Origin of the sequence: Amycolatopsis coloradensis, assembly GCF_037997115.1 — a bacterium.
Classification (GTDB): domain Bacteria; phylum Actinomycetota; class Actinomycetes; order Mycobacteriales; family Pseudonocardiaceae; genus Amycolatopsis; species Amycolatopsis coloradensis_A.
Map to the genome: position 1 here is coordinate 2,547,694 of NZ_CP150484.1, position 14,059 is coordinate 2,561,752.

Here is a 14,059-nt window from a genome sequence, read left to right on the forward strand (position 1 = left end):
CCGAGTTCTGACGGACCGCGGCACCGGGCCGTCGGAGGCCGAAAACGCGGTTATGGTGCCGGTGATGTCCACAGTCACCGCCCCTTCCCGTGCCGGCCGCCGGGCCGATCTGATCGCCGTGGGGCTGGCGATGCTCGTGGTCGCCGCCGCGATCGCGGTCGGCCTCCACTACAACCGTCCCGATTCCGGCGTGGTGATCTATGCTTTCGCGCCGCCGCTGTTCGGGCTGTGGCTGCCGCATGTGGGTCCGGGTTCGGTGGCCGCGCTCGTGCTCGCGCTCGTGGTCGTCACCAAAGGTCCCTTGCTCGCCGCGAGGCTGCGATGGCGTCCGCTGCTCGCGCTCGGCTACGTGACCGCGCTGGCGTGGACGTTCTCGCTGGCGATGATCGACGGTTGGACACGGGGTTTCACCGGCAGGCTCACCACGGAACACGAATACCTGCACGAGGTCCCGGGGATCACCGACATCCCGAAGATGCTGGACGAGTTCTCCTCGCGCATCCTGGATTTCCAGCCGGATTCGTGGACGACGCACGTCTCCGGGCATCCGCCGGGCGCCACGCTGGTCTTCGTCTGGCTCGACCGGCTCGGTCTGCAGGGCGGCGCGTGGGCCTCGACGGTCGTCGTGCTGGTCGGCTGTCTCGCGGTGGTCGCGGTGCCGGTGACGCTCTCCGCGCTGGGCAGGCAGGACGCCGCGAGGACCGTCCTGCCGTTCGCCGTCCTGACGCCGGGCGCGATCTGGATCGGCGTGTCCGCGGACGGTCTCTTCGCGGGTGTCACGGCGACCGGGATCGCGCTCCTGGCGCTCGCCACGCGACGGCGGATCCTCGCGCTCCCCGGCGGTCTGCTGCTCGGGTTCGGGCTCTTCCTCTCCTACGGTCTCGTGCTGCTCGGCGTGATCGTGCTCGCCGTCGTCGTGCTGACCCGGGAGTGGCGGATCCTGCTTCTCGCCACGGCGGGGGCCGCCACGGTCGTCGTGGCGTTCGCGCTGGCCGGGTTCTGGTGGATCGACGGCTATCACCTGGTGGTCGAGCGCTACTACCAGGGAATCGCGACGCTGCGTCCGTACTCCTACTGGGTGTGGGCGGATATCGCGGCGGTGCTGATCGCGCTCGGCCCGGCCGTGATCGCCGGGACGCGGCGGGCGGGCGCGGAGTTCCTCGCCGAGCCGAAACGGTCGTTCCGCGAGCCGGTCACGCTGATCGTGGCGGCCGCGGCGCTGGCGATCGCTTTCGCCGATCTGTCCGGCCTGTCGAAGGCGGAGGTCGAACGCATCTGGCTACCGTTCGCGGTGTGGCTGCTGCCCGCGGTGGCGCTGCTGCCGCCGAAGGGACGGCGGTGGTGGCTCGCCGCGTCGGCGGCGACAGCGCTGGTGGTGAACCATCTGGTGCTGACGAGCTGGTGAGTACCTGTTGGCGGAGCTGCGACGAATTCGGAAAGGTGACAATACGCGTGAACCCGCCCGGCCGAAGGCCCCGCTATCGCGGTGGCAGGGCGCCCTCGCAACCCGACGTGAGTCGCTCGACCGGGCAGCGTCCTGCCGACGTCGATCGCGGCCGCGGGTTCACTGACAGACGATGAGGTGGACGACATGACAGAGCAGGGCCGCGTACTCGTGGTCGACGACGACGAGACCGTGCGGGACGTCGTCCGGCGGTACCTGGAGGTCGCGGGCTTCGACGTCGACGTCGCCGGTGACGGCACCGAGGGGTTGCGGCTGTTCTCCGCGACCGGGCCGGATCTCGTGGTCCTCGACGTCATGATGCCCGGGCTCAACGGACTCGAGGTCTGCCGCCGCCTGCGGCAGGTGAGCCAGGTGCCGGTCGTGATGCTGACCGCGCTCGGCGAGGAGGAGAACCGCATCGCCGGGCTCCAGCTCGGCGCCGACGACTACGTCACGAAACCGTTCAGCCCCAAGGAACTCGCGTTGCGCGTGGCGTCGGTCCTGCGGCGGGCGCGGATGCCGAGGCCCGAACCGGCGGCGCGCGTGATCACCGACGGCGACCTCGCGTTGCAGATGACGGCCCGGCAGGCGGCCCTCGGCGGCGTGGAACTTCCCCTGACGAGCCGGGAATTCGATCTGCTCGCGTTCTTCCTCACCCATCCCGGCGTGGCGTTCTCCCGCGCCGATCTGCTGGAGAAGGTCTGGGGCTGGGACTTCGGCGATCAGTCCACCGTGACCGTCCACGTGAGACGGTTGCGGGAGAAGATCGAGAAGAACCCGGCGAAACCCGTCCGCGTCGCCACCGTGTGGGGCGTCGGCTACCGGTACGACCCGGTGCGGCGATGATCGGCTCCGGTGAGTCGTTCGGCGAGATGCTGGCGCACGCCTGGCATATCCTGCCGTTCGCGCTGATGTTCGCGCTGCCGGTGATGCTGCTCGGCGGGCTGGCGCTGTACCTGCTCCGGCGCGGCTCGCTGGCCAGCACGATGACGATCCTCGTGCTGATCCCGGTGCTCGCGACGCTGATCGCGGTGCTCGGGATCAGCGGGTTCATGTTCACCCCCGCGCTGACCACGATGACGCTGGTCTGTGTGCTGGTCGCGCTGGTGACCGTGCCGGCGGCGCTCGTGCTCGGCCGCGCGATCGCGCGCCGCAGCGTATGGGAGCGGGAGGCGCGGGAACGGGAGCGCGCGGCCGAGGCGTCGCGGCGCGAACTGGTCGCGTGGATCAGCCACGACCTGCGGAGCCCGCTGGCCGGGATCCAGGCGATGGCCGAGGCCGTCGCGGACGGCGTCGTCGCCGACCCGATCGAGGTCACCGGCTACGCGCGGCGGATCAGCGGTGAGACCACGCGGCTGTCCGGCATGGTCGGCGACCTGTTCGAACTGTCGCGGATCACCGCGGGCGCGCTGCGGCTGACCATGGCCGCCGTGCCGTTGCGCGACGTCGTGAGCGACGCCGTCGCCGCGCAAGCGCCGCTCGCCGAGCAGAAACGCGTGCGGATGATCGAATACGCCGAAGTGTGGCCGGTCGTCTCCGGCAGCGACCCGGAACTGGCGCGGATCGTGCGCAACCTCGTGTCCAACGCCGTACGGCACACGCCGCCGGACGGGACGGTCGCGGTCCAGATCGGCATCGACGGCGGCGAGGCGCTGCTCGCGGTCTCCGACGGCTGCGGCGGGATCCCCGAGGACGAGATCGGCCGGGTCTTCGACGTCGCGTTCCGCGGGACGACGGCGCGCACCCCCGAGCGCGGCGGGCTGGCGAGTGGCGGCGGGCTCGGGCTCGCGATCGCGAAAGGCCTCGTCGAAGCCCATCGCGGCCGCATCGGCGTCCGGAACGACGGCCCCGGCTGCCGGTTCGAGGTCCGGCTTCCGCTCGCCATGCCCTGACCGTGTCAGCGGCGTGTCACCGCGGTGTCAGCGCGGACCGCGATCGTCGCAGCCATGACGACTTCAGCGAAGCGATTCTTCCGACGGGCCGGGATCACCGCGGTGGCGGCCGCACTGCTGGCCGGGGTCGCGCCCGGCGTGGCCGCCGCGAGCGACGGGCGGGACCGGCCGGATCTGCGGGCGATGGCCGAGCAGATCGCCGCCTCCGGCTTCGCCGGGACACAGCTGCGGGTGCACGACGCGCGGGGCGACTGGACCGGCAGCGCCGGGGTGCGCGAGCTGGGCTCGGCCGCCAAGCCGCCGACGAACGGGCGGTTCCGGATCGGCAGCAACACCAAGACCTTCGTGTCCACCGTCGTCCTGCAGCTGGTGGGGGAGGGCAAGGTGGGCCTGGACGCGCCGGTGACCGGATACCTGCCCGAGTTCGGCCTCGACCGGCGGATCACGGTGCGGATGCTGTTGCAGCACACCAGCGGCCTGTTCGACTACACCGGCGCGATGCTGCCCGACGGCACGATCGTGCCGGGAATCCCCTTGACCGGTAAGGAGTTCCTGGACAACCGGTTCCACACCTACCGGCCGGAGGAACTGGTGCGCTTCGGGCTGTCCAAGCCGCCGCTGTTCGCGCCGGGCACGGACTGGACCTACACGAACATCAACTACGTCCTGGCCGGGCTGGTGATCGAGAAGGTCTCCGGCCGCCCCTACGGCGACGAAATCCAGCGGCGGATCCTGCGGCCGCTCGGACTGCGGGACACCGTGGTGCCCGGTACCTGGCCGGGCATCCCCGGGCCGCACGCGCACGGCTACTACCGCTACGAGGAGAAGCCCGGGCAGTGGAAGACGGTCGACATCACGAACCAGAACCCGTCGTGGGCGTCCAGCGCCGGTGAGCTGATCTCGACCACGAAGGACCTCCACACGTTCTTCTCCTCGCTGCTGGGCGGAAAGCTCCTGCCGGCCCCGCTGCTCGCCGAGATGCGCAAACCGCACCCGAAGGGCGGCTACGGCCTGGGCGTGTACGTCCAGGAAGCGAGCTGCGGCACCGTCCTCAAGGGCATGGGCGGCTTCCACGGTTACGGGACAGTGATGGCCAGTACCCCCGACGGCAGCAGGACCTTCGAGCTCTCCATGACCTACGGCGACTCGGACGCCGATCTGGGGCAGGCCTACAACAAGGCGGACCAGCTGCTCACCGACAAGGTGCTCTGCGGCAAGTAGGTCAGAGCCGCAGGAACCCCATGTCCGGGAAGTGGGCCGGCGCGATGATCGCGCCGGTCTCTTCCGCTTCCGCGAGGAACCGCTGCCGGGTGCGGAGCGCGAGTTCCGGGTCGACGTCGCCGAGGAAACCCACGCGCGTGTCCGTCAGCTGCGCGGGCGTGTGCAGGACGTCGCCGAGCAGCAGCAGGCGCTCGTCGTCCGCGGTGATGTCGAGGACGTAGTGGCCGGGCGTGTGACCGGGGGCGTGCCGCGCCACGATCCCGGGCGCGATCTCGACGACGTCGCCGCTGATCGCCTCGGTCAGCCCCGCGCCGCGAGCGGTCTCCATACCGACACGGCTCCATTCGCCCGTCCCGGCGGGCGCGATCAAGGCGTCCCAGTCGAGTTGGCCGAAGACCACCTGAGCGCCGGGGAAGGTCAGGTCGCCTTCGGGGGCGATCCAGCCGATGTGGTCGTTGTGCAGGTGGGTGAGGAAGACGGTGTCGATCTCGTCGACCGGGCAGCCCGCCTTGTCCAGCGCGGCAGCGAGGTCGCCGCCGGTGCCCATCGGCGGGGTGGGGTCGCCCTTGGCGGGCGTCATCCCCGGCGGGAAGGCGAATTCGCGCGGGCCGAGGCCGGTGTCGACGAGGATCGTGCGGCCGTTGCCGCGGATCAGGTACGCGCCGGTCGGGACGTGCACGGTGCCGTCCTCGTCGAAGACGTCCGGGTGGGCTTCGGGGTCGAGACCCGGGAAGAACGCGAGCGGCAGCCTGATCAGACCGTCCCCGATCGCTTCGATCTCGATGTCTCCGACGGTGATGCCCACCAAAACCCCCAAAAAAAGTCGATTCCGTTGCCGGGAACGACAACCCAGCGGGGGCCGGGTCTGTTCCCGGTTTCAGAGACCGACCGGTTCCCGCAGCTCAGCGGTGGCGAACCCGGCGATGCCTTCGGTGAAACCGGTTCGCGCGGTGAAGCCGAGCAGCCGCCGGGCGCGGGCGGGGTCGGCGACGACGTGCCGGACGTCGGCGGGCCGGGCACCCCCGGCGATCTTCGGAGCCGGTCCTCCGCAGGCCTTCGCGAGTTCCTCGGCGAGTTCGCCGACGGAGTGGGGTTGCCCGGAACAGATGTTCAGCGGAGTCAGGTCACCTTCGGGCCCGTCGGTGCCCAGCGCCAGGACGTTCGCCCTCGCCACGTCGTGGACGTGCACGAAGTCGCGCTGCTGTTTCCCGTCCTCCAGCACGATCGGCGCCTCACCGCGCAAGAGCGAGGACCGGAACAGCGACGCGACGCCCGCGTACGGGGTGTTCTGCGGCATCCGCGGCCCGTAGACGTTGTGGTAGCGCAGGGCCCAGACCGTTCCGCCGGTCTGCCGGGCCCACGCCGCCACCAGATGTTCCTGCGCGAGCTTGGTGGCCGCGTAGGTGCTTCGCGGCCGCAGCGGCGCGTCTTCGGGGACCAGCCGCCAGCCGAGCTCGGCGCCGCAAGCCGCGCACGTGGGCTCGAAGCGTCCGGCATCCACATCGGACTGTTTCCGCGGCGACGGCGGGACGATGCCGTGGGCAGGGCATTCGTAGCGACCTTCGCCGTAGACGACCATCGACGAGGCGAGCACCAGTTTCCGGACCTTCGCCCGGTGCATCGCCGCGAGCAGCACGGCGGTCCCGTAGTCGTTGTTCAGCGCGTACGACGGCGCGTCGGACGGATCGACCCCGTGCCCGACGACGGCCGCCTGATGGCAGACCGCGTCGACACCGTCCAGCAGTTCCGCGACCAGCTCCGTGTCGGCGACGTCGCCCCGAAGGAACCGGTGGCGGCCGGTGTACCCCGGCGGGTGCGACGAACCGTGCGCGGTGCTCAGGAGGTTGTCGAGGACGACGACCTCGTGACCTTCATCGGACAGCAGATCGGCCACGTGGGAGCCGATGAACCCGGCCCCGCCGGTTATCAGTGTTCGCACCACTCCGACGCTAGGGGCGATTTCCGGCGGTGAACCCGGATTACCGGCTCACGTCAGGGAATCGTCACAACTACGCGGCACCGCCGGAGCGAAGATCAGCCGAAACCGGATACGGTGTGCCTATGGAACGGAGCGCACAACGGCTGGGCCGCGCACTGGTGGTCATCGTGGACGATCGCGTCGCCCACGGCGAACACGAGGACAACACGGGACCGCTGGTCACGGAGCTGCTCGAAGAGGCCGGGTTCATCGTCGACGGCGTCGTCGTGGTCGAGGCCGAGACGGCCGCGATCCGCAACGCGCTCAACACCGCGGTGATCGGCGGTGCCGACCTGGTGATCACCGTCGGCGGCACAGGGGTCTCCCCGCGCGACCGCACTCCCGACGCGACGGCCGGTGTGCTCGACCGCCCGATCCCGGGCATCGGCGAAGCGCTCCGCGCGTCCGGCCTCGCCGCCGGCGCGGTGGACGCGGGCATCTCCCGCGGGCTCGTCGGGGTCTCCGGCAGCACGCTGGTGGTCAACCTCGCGGGTTCACGCGCGGCGGTCCGCGACGGCATGGCGACGCTCTCGTCGCTGGTGCCGTACGTGATCGACGAGCTGTCCGGGCTCGAAGAGGCCTAGTTCTTCAGTTCTTCGGGGCGGGTCCGGGTTCGGTCCCGGGCTCGCCCTTCTTGTCCTGGTGCAGCACTCCTTCCACTTTTTCGGTGACCTGGCCGATCTTGTCCTCGAACCGGCCGCCGGTGACCTTGTTCGCCCCAGCCGACGCGGCCGAGACACCCTTGGCCGCGACGTCGCCCGCCTTCTCGGCCAGCGGCCCGGCCTTCTCGCGGACCTCGCCCGCGACCTCTTCCGCCTTGTGGATGGCCTGCGCGGCCAGCCCCTTCGCTTTGTCGACGATGCTCATGCGCTGATGGTCCCACCGGCGGGCGGCCCCCGCGACCGGTGCGAAAATGGACGTCATGCCAGGTGAACACGAAGACAAGCGCCCCTCCGCGGCGGAGAAACGGCGGGTCGACGAGATCTTCGGCGACGTCCTGCCGGACACGACCTCCGACGAGCGAGAGCCGGGGCAGCGCTCCCCGGACTCCGACTCGTGGTTCCTGGAGAACCGGCCGCCTCATCACGACCGGTGATCCGGCTCAGCTCGCGCGGTTCTGCTGCGCGCGCAGCAGGTCGCGGATCTCGGTGAGCAGCTCGACATCGGTCGGCTCCGAGGGGCCTGCCTCTTCACCGCGCTTGCGCCGCTCCTGGACGTGCTTGACCGGCAGCACGATCACGAAGTAGACGACGGCCGCCACGATCACGAAGTTGATCGCCGCGTTGATCACGCCACCGAAGTCCATGAACGTCGAGTCGTTCGCGCTCAGGATGTTGAACCCCAGCCCCTTGGCGGCGTCCGAACCGCCGATGGCGTTGATCAGCGGTTTGATCAGGCCGTTCGTGAAGGCCGTGACGATCGCTGTGAACGCGGCGCCGATGACCACCGCGACCGCCAGGTCGACGACGTTCCCGCGCATCAGGAAGTCCTTGAAGCCCTTGATCAAGACGCTCTCCTCTTTCACCTGGGACGGTTCGCCGACCGTCCCATCTCCATACCGGGGGGACGCAGGCGCCCGCCGCCACAGGGCAGGCGCGAGCTAGCGGAGAGTAACCGTTATGGACCGTTCCAGCGAGGTGGCCGCGACTCGTGTCGCGATCGCGGACGGCAGGGAAAGCAGCACCAAAGGTCCCTTGCTCCCGGCACCGGAGGACTTCGGGTCGCGGGTGCCCTGCTCGCCCACCGCCGCCACGACGGCCGCGCTGGCCAGCACAGACGCCTCGTTCCCGGCTTCGGCGGCCGCGACGACGTCGACCCGACGGCCCGGCCTGAGTAACTCCGCGACACCGGCGTCGGCGAGCCGCACCGGGACAGTTGAATTCTCGGGATCACCCGATCCGGGGATACCCGCGTCCAGCAGGCGGACGTCCGTCAGCGGTTCACCCGCCCGCGCCGCACCGACGAGCATCCGACCCTCCACCGAGGACGGCAGGCCGGTGGCGCCCAGGGGACGGACGTCGTCCGGGAGGTCGACGAGTCTGACGTCCCCGGCACTCAGCAGCGAACCCGCCGGGAGGTCGCGGGCGGAGACGACGGTCGCGGTGCCGGGCGTGCCGCGGGCGGACGCGGGCAGGAACAGCGTGATCAGGCCGCCGAGCAGCAGGGACAGGGCGAGCCAGCGGCGGAGCAGCCGGGCGGGCCTGCCGTGGAGTCTTCGCAGGACGGGCAGATGGTGGAGCACGGGATCCCCCCTCGTCGATCGGTGATGATCTCGACGCTAGGGGCGGGTGCGCTGCCCTGGAAAGTACGAAAACCCCCGGCTGTGGATAACCGGGGGCCTGTGGACAACTCGGGACGTCAGGAAGCGGCGGCGGCCGTTTTCGTCGTACCCGCGGAGGAGGATGCGGCGCTCTTGGTCTCCGGCTTCGACTCCGACTTGGTCTCGGTCTTGGCCGGGGCCGAGGTGGTGCTGGCCTTCGAGTCACGCGAATCGGTGCGGTAGAAACCGCTGCCCTTGAAGACCACGCCGACCGAGCTGAAGACCTTGCGAAGCGGCCCCGAGCACTGCGGGCACACGGTCAAGCTCGCGTCGGAGAACGACTGCACGGCCTCGAAAGCGTGGTCGCATTCCTTGCAGGCGTATTGGTAGGTGGGCACTGCTGCTCCTTCGTGCATTGGCACTCAGCCGACAAGAGTGCTAACGCCACACGGTACCGGGGCATTCCGACGCAGGTCAAACAAGGTTTCCCAAGGTCACATGACGACCTGGTCACGCTGTTCGTTTCGCACCTGGTCCGCGCCGGTGTGCGGTGACCCGGTCGACCGGGGCGAGTCGATCTTGACCGGCGTGGGATGTGGTGGCGCGCGATCGGATGCGGTGAGATGACCTCATGACGTCACAGGATGGGCAGGGGGAAGCGGCGGAACTGGGGCAGCTGAAAGAAGCCATGCATTCGCTGCCCGTGATCGAGCAGGCGAAGGGCATGTTCATGGTGTTGCGCACCTGGGGGCCTGACGAAGCCTTCGAGGCGCTCGTGAGCATCTCGCAGCACACGAACGTGAAACTGCACGACGTGGCGGCGGTGGTGGTCGCCGCGGGGAGCGGCAGCGGGGTGTCCGGGGTTGATCCGCTCGTGTACGCACGCGTTCTCGAAGAGGTTCGGCCGCTCTTCGGCGGACTGGCTGAAGACAGTGCGTAGGGCAGGCCAACGGCGGTCACCCGCGCCGCGCCGGGAGCGGTCTACGATCCGGCCGTGACGTGGACCGACCGCGTGGACCGGTGGACGCGGACACACCCGATCGTTCCGGACGTCCTCTTCGCGCTGGCCGTCGCGGCATTGCTGGGGCCGCCGTCGCTCGACATCCTCCTGGTGGCGGACTCCCCGGCCTGGGTGCTGTGGGTGGCGGGTCTTTGCGCATTCACGGTGCTCGTCAGCGTCGCGTTGCGGCGGTTCGCCACCGTGGCCGCGTTCATCGCCGCCGGACTCGCGATGGCGGTGACCGTCGCGCTGCCGAACACGGAGGTCCGGCCCGCGCCGCTGGGGCTGGCGAGCGCGAGCGACAGCATGGAGATCCCGCTGTGATTCTTCAACACGGTCACGCTGGCCCCTTCACCCGACCGGCTTCCCATGGCCGAGGCGTTCTGGTTCGGCCCGGGCAGTTTCGGGGTGCCGTTGCTTCTGCTCGGCGCGCTGGTGCTCCGGCAGACCCGGCGCGGCGATCGCGTGCCCGGCTGGCTTGGCTCGGGCGTTGTCGCGTGGGCGGTCCTGCTCGGACTGCTGGGTGGTTTCGACGGCGGAACGCTCATCCTGCTGCTCATCGGCGCTCTGTTCCTGGCAGGCGCCTGGTTCGGGAAGAACCCGCACGCCGCGGTCGTGGAATCATGAACGAATGACGGAAGAGGGTCGTCGGATGACCGAGTTGCGGGATCTGCTGGCCGACGTCGCCTCCCGTGTCACCCGTTACCGCGAAAACGTCGCCGACGCCCCGGTCTTCCCCGATGACACGACGGGTGTCCGGGAGAAGCTCGGTGACCTGCCCGAGAAACCCGCCGCGCCCGCCGACGTGATCCGGCGGCTGGCGGACGCCGTCGAGCCGGCCCTGGTGGCGAACACCGGCCCGAGGTACTTCGGTTTCGTCACCGGTGGGGCGTTGGACGCCGCGACGGCGGCCGACATGCTGGCGACCGGTTGGGATCAGCCCGCGTTCAACGAGATCACCTCGCCCGCCGCCGCGATCGTCGAGGAGGTGGCGGGCGAATGGCTCAAGGACGTCCTCGGCCTGCCGTCCGGTGCCTCGTTCGGTTTCGTGACCGGTGGGCAGGGCGCGAACACGGTCGGCCTCGCCGCCGCCCGGCATCACGTCCTCGCGCGGGCCGGGTGGGACGTCGAGCGCCGCGGGTTGCACGGGGCGCCGCCGCTGCCGGTCGTCGCCAGTGAGGAGCGGCACGCGACGATCGACCGGTCCCTCCGCTTGCTCGGCCTGGGCACCGACGCCGTCCGGCCGGTCCGCGCGGACGGCCAGGGCGCCATCGACATCGCCGATCTCGAGCGGCAGCTCGACGGACCCGCAATCGTTTGCCTTCAGGCCGGGAACGTGAACACCGGCGCGTTCGACGACTTCGCCGCCGCGTCGGAGATCGCCCACCGTCACGGAGCGTGGGTGCATGTCGACGGCGCTTTCGGGCTCTGGGCGGCCGCCGCCCCCGCGCTCGAACGGCTGACCGCGGGGCTGGAAGAGGCCGACTCCTGGGCGGTCGACGGGCACAAGTGGCTCAACGTCCCCTACGACTGCGGGTACGCCTTCTGTGCCCATCCCGAGTCGCACCGGGCCGCGATGGCGCTCACCGCCGCGTACCTGACCGGCCAGGGAGAGGGCGGGGTGAGGGCGCCGAGCGACTTCGTGCCCGAGTCCTCCCGCCGGGCACGAGGGTTCGCGACATGGGCGGCGCTCAGCGAACTCGGCCGCGCGGGGATCGCCGAGATGATCGAACGGTGCTGCGCGCTGGCCAGGAGGTTCGCCGAGAAACTCGAAGCGTGCGAAGGCGTCACCGTCGTGAACGACGTGGTGCTGAATCAGGTGCTGGTCAGCTTCGGCGACGATACGGACAGGGTCGTCGAGGCCCTTCAGCGTTCCGGCGAGTGCTGGATGGGCGCGACCACCTGGCACGGCATGCGCCTGATGCGCGTCTCCGTGTCCAACTGGAGCACGACCGAAGCGGACGTCGATCGCAGTGTCGCCGCGATCCGGGCGGCGATGAAGAGCGATCAGGAATCGAGAAGCGTCGCGAACCGGTCTCACCTAGCGTGACCGTCATGGACATCGCCATTCACGGGAGCTTCCTCCCGCAGACCGACCCCGAAGCCGCTCTGGCCTTCTACCGCGACACCCTCGGCTTCGAGGTGCGCAACGACGTCGGCTACGACGGCATGCGCTGGATCACCGTCGGCCCGCCGGGGCAGCCGGTGTCGATCGTGCTGCACCCGCCCGCCGTCGACCCGGGTATCACCGAGGACGAACGCCGCGTCATCGGCGAGATGATGGCCAAGGGCACCTACGCGAGCATCCTGTTCTCCTCCGACGACCTCGACGGTCTCTTCAAGCACCTGCAGGAGTCGGGCGCCGAGGTCATCCAGGAGCCCACCGACCAGCCGTACGGCCTGCGTGACGGCGCCGTCCGCGACCCGTCGGGGAACCTGATCCGTATCCAGCAGCGCGTCTGAGAGCTCACCGGGTGCGGGCGCGGACGTGGACTCGTTCGCCCTGTTCGCCGAAGAGGCTCAGCACCTCGACCCGCCCGCGGCCGGTGGCGCCGAACCAGTGCGGCGTCCGGCAGTCGAACTCGGCGGCCTCGCCGGCGCCGAGCACGACGTCCTGGTCGCCGAGCACGAGCCGGAGCCTGCCCCTCAGCACGTAGAGCCACTCGCGTCCGCCGTGCGATCGCGGGCGGGGTTCGTCGTCGCTCGCCGGGATCGTCATCTTGTAGGCGCGGGGCCCTTCCTCGTGCCGGGTGAGCGGGATGAGGACCCGGCCGTCCGCGGGCGGTTCGAGCACTCTCGGTGAGGAGACGATCTCGTCGACGCGCAGGCCCAGCGCGGCGATGACCGGCAGCAGCAGTTCGAGACTCGGTTTGCGCTGCCCGGATTCGAGGCGGGACAGGGTGCTGGTGGAGATGCCGGTGGCGCGGCCGAGTTCCACCAGCGTGGTGCCCTTCTTCTCCCGGGCGCGGCGCAGCCGGGGCGCGATCTGTTCGATCGCCGCGATGACGGTGGGTTGGCTCTCCATGCCGCCAGCACAGCACCTCGTCCCGGTTCCGGCAAAGTTCTTTGCCGAAACAGCCAGAAGCTTCCGATGCTGGCGGCATGATCGAGACGAAACGCCTTCCCGCCGGGGTCTACCTCCTCGCTTTCAGCCTGTTCGCGATGGGGAGCGCCGAGTTCCTGATGGCCGGGGTCCTGCCCGCGGCCGCCGCGGACCTCGGCGTCTCCCTGTCGTCCGCGGGTGCCCTCATCACCGCGTTCGCCCTCGGGGTCGTCCTCGGCGGCCCGCCGTTCGCCGTGCTGAGCCTGAAGTGGCCACGGCGCACGGCCTTGACGACGACGCAGGCCGTCTTCGCCGCCGCCATCGCGGTCGGCCTGCTCGCCGACGACTACTGGATCCTCCTGATCACCAGGTTCCTCGCCGGTCTCGCCTACGCCGGTTTCTTCGCCGTCGCCGCCGTGACCGCGATCAGCCTGGTCACCCCCGACCGCAACGCCCGCGCTTCGGGTGTCGTCGTCGCCGGGCTCAGCGTCGCCATGGTGGCCGGGGGACCGGCGGGCACCCTGCTGAGCAACCTCACCGACTGGACCGGCGGCTTTTGGGGCGTCGTCGCGCTCACCGCCCTGGGCGTGGTCGCCTGCGCCGTCGGCCTGCCGGCCACCACCTCCGCCGCCCCGAGCCTTTCGGGTGAACTGCGCGCCATGCGGACACCGAGCCTCTGGGGCGTCTACGCGATCACCATCCTGAGCACGGCCGCGTACATGGTGTCCTTCAACTACTTGGCGGCGATGCTCGCGGACGTCCTGCCCGCGGTCTGGATCCCCGCGGTCCTCGCGCTGTTCGGGATCGGAGCCTTCGCCGGCCTGTCGCTCGGCGGCCGGATCTCGGACCGCCGTCCACACCAGGCGCTGCTGGGCGGCGGCGCCGGCATCGCGGTCTTTTCGGCGCTGCTCGCGCTTTTCGCCACTTCCGCCTGGGTGGTCGTGCCGACGGTGTTCCTGCTGGGTGTCGCGGCCTTCGTGCTCAATCCGGCGCTCTACGGGCGGGTCTTCACGATCGCCGCGTCCGCCCCGACCCTCGCCGGCGCGACCACGGTCTCGGCCTTCCAACTGGGCATCAGCCTCACCCCGGCCTTCGCCGCCGGTGCAGTGAACCTGGGAGCTTCACTGACCGCGATCCCGTGGATCGGCGCGGCGCTGGCGCTGGCCACGATCCCGCTGGTGCTCTTCGACCGCTCGCGTGATCGCATGCTCACTTGCTAGC

19 protein-coding genes are annotated in these 14,059 nt (G+C 70.3%); 12 read left to right on the plus strand and 7 right to left on the minus strand.

Features of this window, described 5'->3' with window-relative positions:
- Nucleotides 1–52 precede the first annotated feature (52 nt).
- The 4 genes from LCL61_RS12045 to LCL61_RS12060 all read left to right on the plus strand — a co-directional run bounded on the left by LCL61_RS12045 (nt 53) and on the right by LCL61_RS12060 (nt 4,557).
- On the plus strand, nt 53–1,405 hold the full coding sequence (locus LCL61_RS12045; protein ID WP_340686914.1) for a hypothetical protein: 1,353 nt from the start codon (nt 53–55) through the stop codon (nt 1,403–1,405).
- A gap of 186 nt (nt 1,406–1,591) precedes the next feature.
- Entirely contained in the window at nt 1,592–2,290 is a 699-nt protein-coding gene (locus tag LCL61_RS12050; RefSeq protein WP_340686915.1) for a response regulator transcription factor, read from the plus strand.
- Complete coding sequence (locus LCL61_RS12055; RefSeq protein ID WP_340686916.1) at nt 2,287–3,336, plus strand: HAMP domain-containing sensor histidine kinase; 1,050 nt, start codon at nt 2,287–2,289, stop codon at nt 3,334–3,336. The genes LCL61_RS12050 and LCL61_RS12055 overlap by 4 nt, the downstream gene beginning before the upstream one ends.
- 54 nt (nt 3,337–3,390) lie before the next feature.
- On the plus strand, nt 3,391–4,557 hold the full coding sequence (locus LCL61_RS12060; RefSeq protein WP_340686917.1) for a serine hydrolase domain-containing protein: 1,167 nt from the start codon (nt 3,391–3,393) through the stop codon (nt 4,555–4,557).
- A 1-nt stretch (nt 4,558) separates the two neighbouring features.
- On the opposite strand, the gene LCL61_RS12065 is transcribed toward LCL61_RS12060, so the two are convergent.
- Together LCL61_RS12065 and LCL61_RS12070 are read right to left on the minus strand one after the other, a co-directional pair.
- On the minus strand, nt 4,559–5,362 hold the full coding sequence (locus tag LCL61_RS12065) for an MBL fold metallo-hydrolase (protein WP_340686918.1): 804 nt from the start codon (nt 5,360–5,362) through the stop codon (nt 4,559–4,561).
- A gap of 72 nt (nt 5,363–5,434) precedes the next feature.
- On the minus strand, nt 5,435–6,496 hold the full coding sequence (locus LCL61_RS12070; RefSeq protein ID WP_340686919.1) for an NAD-dependent epimerase/dehydratase family protein: 1,062 nt from the start codon (nt 6,494–6,496) through the stop codon (nt 5,435–5,437).
- A 122-nt stretch (nt 6,497–6,618) separates the two neighbouring features.
- Between LCL61_RS12070 and LCL61_RS12075 the strand changes: the two genes are divergently transcribed.
- Nucleotides 6,619–7,119, plus strand: coding sequence for a MogA/MoaB family molybdenum cofactor biosynthesis protein (locus tag LCL61_RS12075; RefSeq protein WP_005155592.1), 501 nt, complete (start codon nt 6,619–6,621; stop codon nt 7,117–7,119).
- A 4-nt stretch (nt 7,120–7,123) separates the two neighbouring features.
- On the opposite strand, the gene LCL61_RS12080 is transcribed toward LCL61_RS12075, so the two are convergent.
- On the minus strand, nt 7,124–7,402 hold the full coding sequence (locus LCL61_RS12080) for an Rv0909 family putative TA system antitoxin (RefSeq protein WP_039921525.1): 279 nt from the start codon (nt 7,400–7,402) through the stop codon (nt 7,124–7,126).
- 55 nt (nt 7,403–7,457) lie between these two features.
- Between LCL61_RS12080 and LCL61_RS12085 the strand changes: the two genes are divergently transcribed.
- The gene (locus tag LCL61_RS12085) at nt 7,458–7,631 is read left to right on the plus strand and encodes a hypothetical protein (protein ID WP_340686920.1); all 174 of its coding nucleotides are present in this window, start codon (nt 7,458–7,460) and stop codon (nt 7,629–7,631) included.
- Nucleotides 7,632–7,637: 6 nt separating this feature from the next.
- Here the strand turns inward: LCL61_RS12085 and mscL are convergent, their stop codons facing one another.
- The 3 genes from mscL to LCL61_RS12100 form a co-directional block, all read right to left on the minus strand.
- Complete coding sequence (gene mscL / locus LCL61_RS12090; RefSeq protein WP_125791720.1) at nt 7,638–8,042, minus strand: large-conductance mechanosensitive channel protein MscL; 405 nt, start codon at nt 8,040–8,042, stop codon at nt 7,638–7,640.
- 93 nt (nt 8,043–8,135) lie between these two features.
- The gene (locus LCL61_RS12095) at nt 8,136–8,777 is read right to left on the minus strand and encodes an SAF domain-containing protein (RefSeq protein WP_340686921.1); all 642 of its coding nucleotides are present in this window, start codon (nt 8,775–8,777) and stop codon (nt 8,136–8,138) included.
- Nucleotides 8,778–8,893: 116 nt separating this feature from the next.
- Nucleotides 8,894–9,193 (minus strand): FmdB family zinc ribbon protein, encoded by a 300-nt coding sequence (locus LCL61_RS12100; protein WP_340686922.1) that lies wholly within the window; start codon nt 9,191–9,193, stop codon nt 8,894–8,896.
- A gap of 233 nt (nt 9,194–9,426) precedes the next feature.
- On the opposite strand from LCL61_RS12100, the gene LCL61_RS12105 reads away from it, so the two are divergent.
- The 5 genes from LCL61_RS12105 to LCL61_RS12125 are packed head-to-tail and all read left to right on the plus strand — an operon-like array spanning nt 9,427 to nt 12,258.
- The gene (locus LCL61_RS12105; RefSeq protein ID WP_340686923.1) at nt 9,427–9,735 is read left to right on the plus strand and encodes an ANTAR domain-containing protein; all 309 of its coding nucleotides are present in this window, start codon (nt 9,427–9,429) and stop codon (nt 9,733–9,735) included.
- Between the two features lie 54 nt (nt 9,736–9,789).
- Nucleotides 9,790–10,119, plus strand: a complete 330-nt coding sequence (locus tag LCL61_RS12110; protein WP_340686924.1) for a hypothetical protein — start codon at nt 9,790–9,792, stop codon at nt 10,117–10,119.
- A 45-nt stretch (nt 10,120–10,164) separates the two neighbouring features.
- Nucleotides 10,165–10,422: a hypothetical protein gene (locus LCL61_RS12115; protein WP_340686925.1), complete on the plus strand. Its 258-nt coding sequence runs from the start codon at nt 10,165–10,167 to the stop codon at nt 10,420–10,422.
- A gap of 25 nt (nt 10,423–10,447) precedes the next feature.
- Nucleotides 10,448–11,845, plus strand: a complete 1,398-nt coding sequence (locus tag LCL61_RS12120) for a pyridoxal phosphate-dependent decarboxylase family protein (RefSeq protein WP_340686926.1) — start codon at nt 10,448–10,450, stop codon at nt 11,843–11,845.
- 5 nt (nt 11,846–11,850) lie between these two features.
- Entirely contained in the window at nt 11,851–12,258 is a 408-nt protein-coding gene (locus tag LCL61_RS12125) for a VOC family protein (protein WP_219148212.1), read from the plus strand.
- Nucleotides 12,259–12,262: 4 nt separating this feature from the next.
- On the opposite strand, the gene LCL61_RS12130 is transcribed toward LCL61_RS12125, so the two are convergent.
- Nucleotides 12,263–12,820, minus strand: a complete 558-nt coding sequence (locus tag LCL61_RS12130; protein WP_340686927.1) for an XRE family transcriptional regulator — start codon at nt 12,818–12,820, stop codon at nt 12,263–12,265.
- A 77-nt stretch (nt 12,821–12,897) separates the two neighbouring features.
- Here LCL61_RS12130 and LCL61_RS12135 point away from each other — a divergent pair, with 77 nt between their 5' ends.
- Complete coding sequence (locus LCL61_RS12135) at nt 12,898–14,058, plus strand: MFS transporter (RefSeq protein WP_340686928.1); 1,161 nt, start codon at nt 12,898–12,900, stop codon at nt 14,056–14,058.
- The last annotated feature ends 1 nt before the right edge of the window (nt 14,059 follow it).